A 2,419-nucleotide genomic window follows, 5' to 3' on the forward strand; every position below is an offset into this window, starting at 1 on the left:
GGCTAGTCCGTGCCGTCGCCTTTCGCTTCGCACGTCGCCGTCCCGTCCTGCCTTGTGTTATGAACCTACATAATAGTATTCATACCAAGATACAGCACGATACAGTCTATATCTTCATTCCTACATACTTCTAAGGCTTCGATATCAAGTTCAAATTCATGTTGTGTATGCTGAAACAAATTCTTATCCACCACAATAAAGTTATAGCAATAGGTACATTCCAAGAATGACATTTCTTCGTCCAGCGGAATGGAAAATAACAGCGGTAATTCCTGCTGTTTGTGTTCGACTTCTTCTAAAATTCTGCTCATTTTTTCATGGAAACGCTCAAAAGGATATTCGTCCCACTTTTCAAAATCACTGTTTGCCGTAAAGTCCAAATCAGCAAAAAATCTATCAATATTCAAGCAGATACCTTTAGTATTTTTTTCTGTTGTTTCATTCATTAGTTGCATTTGTAAATAACCCATAGTTATTCTTTCACTCCTTTTCTTGTTGTTCTGGCATGACTTGTCTTTCTTGTGCAAGCCTGCCGATTGTTTGTAAAAAATCATGTCCTTTCGGGACTAAAGGCGTGTAAAACTCACTGATAACGCTTATTCCCACATCACAATAGCCACGCCCCTTGATACGCTTCTGAAAAAACTGCTTTTTCACATCTGAACCGAACAGCATACCGTAACCTAATTCGCTGATACGCCCCAAGCCCACACGGAAATTGAAGTTATCTCTGATACCGTCTGAAAAATACTTTGCGTCTGGACGCTGGCAGGCGACGATAAGGAAATAACCTGCTTGTCGCCCTAACATAACGATTTTCTTTAACTGGCTAAGTAAGCTCACGCTTTCCTTTGTCCCCAGCATTTCAAAAAACGCCACATATTCATCAAAGATAAGAAAGCAGGGTGGCAGTCCCAGATAGGCATAGTTTTTGCCCGTCTTATAGTTCGGGTGTTGCTTCATTTCCTCGCTTCGCTGTACCATGCCCTCATAAAAGGCATTGACGCAATCTATCATTTCTTCTTTGGTATGATATACATTTCCCATAACTGTCCCTAAGTCTGCAAGGTCAGCGTTCTTCGGGTCTAAGATGTAAAGGACAGCGTCGGTATGCAGTAAGGCTTCAATGAGCGTCAGCAAAAAATAGGTTTTACCGCCACCCGTACCACCAGCAATCAGAGCGTGAGGGAGTGCGTCATATTCCCAGACAAGATTTTTCATCAGTCTAAGACAGCCGTTTTCTGCCCGTACTTCATCAATGGTAATGCGGTTCGCTATCATATCATAAAGCAGGGTATATTCGATATAGCCGTCATGCAGGGTCTTTTCGGTTAGCTCACAATACAAGCCACTTTCCAATTTATCCTCTAACCGTAAAAGCTGGTCTTGATATTTTCCCAGCGTGATTTCACAGCGGATATGAAGCAGTCCCTTTTCCATTTGATAATAAATCTTCGGAAACCAGACGATTTTTTCCCTTGATCTGCTTTGCAGGTCAGTAAAAAAACCGCTGTCTTGTATGGTATCTGCTTCATACCACTTATTTTCCAGTATCATTCGTGCCAGCTTTTGACGGTGCAGGAGCTTCTTGAAACTGTCGTAACAGAAGCGGTAATACAGAAAAGCGACCAATGCACAAACACCAGTCGCTATCAGTATAGTTATGAAGTTGTAAGGGGAAAGCGTCAAGCCGTTTTCTAACAAGCTGAAATGTTCCCAATCGGTACGCATGAACTGTTTGATATTGAGTAGCAAAAGAACCGCCACGAACACAAACAAAAGCGTCCCTATGGAAAAATGATAGACAAGGTGCTTGTCGCTGGCTCTGATACGGTGTCCTCTATTCCAAATCTTTTGCATAAATCAATCACTCCTTTCTGGGTACGAAAAAAGCAGTCAATCCTAAGACTAACTGCTTAAAATGTTATCTTTTTTCAATTATAGTGTCGTCTTTATCCTTTATAATCCAACAGTCTTTTGCATAATCAAATTGAATTTTATAAGGTTCATTATCTATGAAACAATTAAGCTCGGCGTATATTATCTCATCTTCTATATACAGTTTAGGAATTTGTTTTTTTAAATTACTAAAAAATTCTTTAGAAGGTACATTATTTAATGTAGGGTAAACATTATTTGAAATAAACCCTTTCAATAATTTATGATTATCAAAACCGACTTCTATATTATGAGATTTATTAGTTTCCCATGTTTCTATCCAACTAATATTATTTTTTGAAATTTCCATGATATTCTCCCTTATTGAAATTATTTTATTTTGATTATACATCTGAAAATAAAGCTATACAAGGGTAAAAATCATATTACTTACTTCTTACTTGCCCTTGTGAAGTACCGGCTTGATTGCCTTTATTCTTCAACACAATATCCTCTGCCTTTACATACCAGTCCACATCTG

The 2,419-nt window shown here is 38.8% G+C and carries 3 protein-coding genes; all 3 read right to left on the reverse strand.

The window, feature by feature from the left end; all coding sequences use genetic code 11:
* Positions 1–65: 65 nt before the first annotated feature.
* Positions 66–470, reverse strand: a complete 405-nt coding sequence (locus LJD34_RS15750; protein WP_003865511.1) for a hypothetical protein — start codon at positions 468–470, stop codon at positions 66–68.
* 10 nt (positions 471–480) lie between these two features.
* The gene (locus LJD34_RS15755) at positions 481–1,860 is read right to left on the reverse strand and encodes an FtsK/SpoIIIE domain-containing protein (RefSeq protein ID WP_003865512.1); all 1,380 of its coding nucleotides are present in this window, start codon (positions 1,858–1,860) and stop codon (positions 481–483) included.
* Positions 1,861–1,924: 64 nt separating this feature from the next.
* Positions 1,925–2,248: a hypothetical protein gene (locus LJD34_RS15760; protein WP_040466353.1), complete on the reverse strand. Its 324-nt coding sequence runs from the start codon at positions 2,246–2,248 to the stop codon at positions 1,925–1,927.
* Positions 2,249–2,419: the final 171 nt, after the last annotated feature.

It is taken from the genome of Faecalibacillus sp. MSK20_93 (genome assembly GCF_020589945.1).
Classification (GTDB): domain Bacteria; phylum Bacillota_I; class Bacilli_A; order Erysipelotrichales; family Coprobacillaceae; genus Faecalibacillus; species Faecalibacillus intestinalis.

What these genes read in the sequence shown, in the direction of transcription:
- LJD34_RS15750 (WP_003865511.1), bottom strand. Translation starts at nt 470, where the DNA reads ATGGGTTATTTACAAATGCAACTAATGAATGAAACAACAGAAAAAAAT.
- LJD34_RS15755 (WP_003865512.1), bottom strand. Translation starts at nt 1,860, where the DNA reads ATGCAAAAGATTTGGAATAGAGGACACCGTATCAGAGCCAGCGACAAG.
- LJD34_RS15760 (WP_040466353.1), bottom strand. Translation starts at nt 2,248, where the DNA reads ATGGAAATTTCAAAAAATAATATTAGTTGGATAGAAACATGGGAAACT.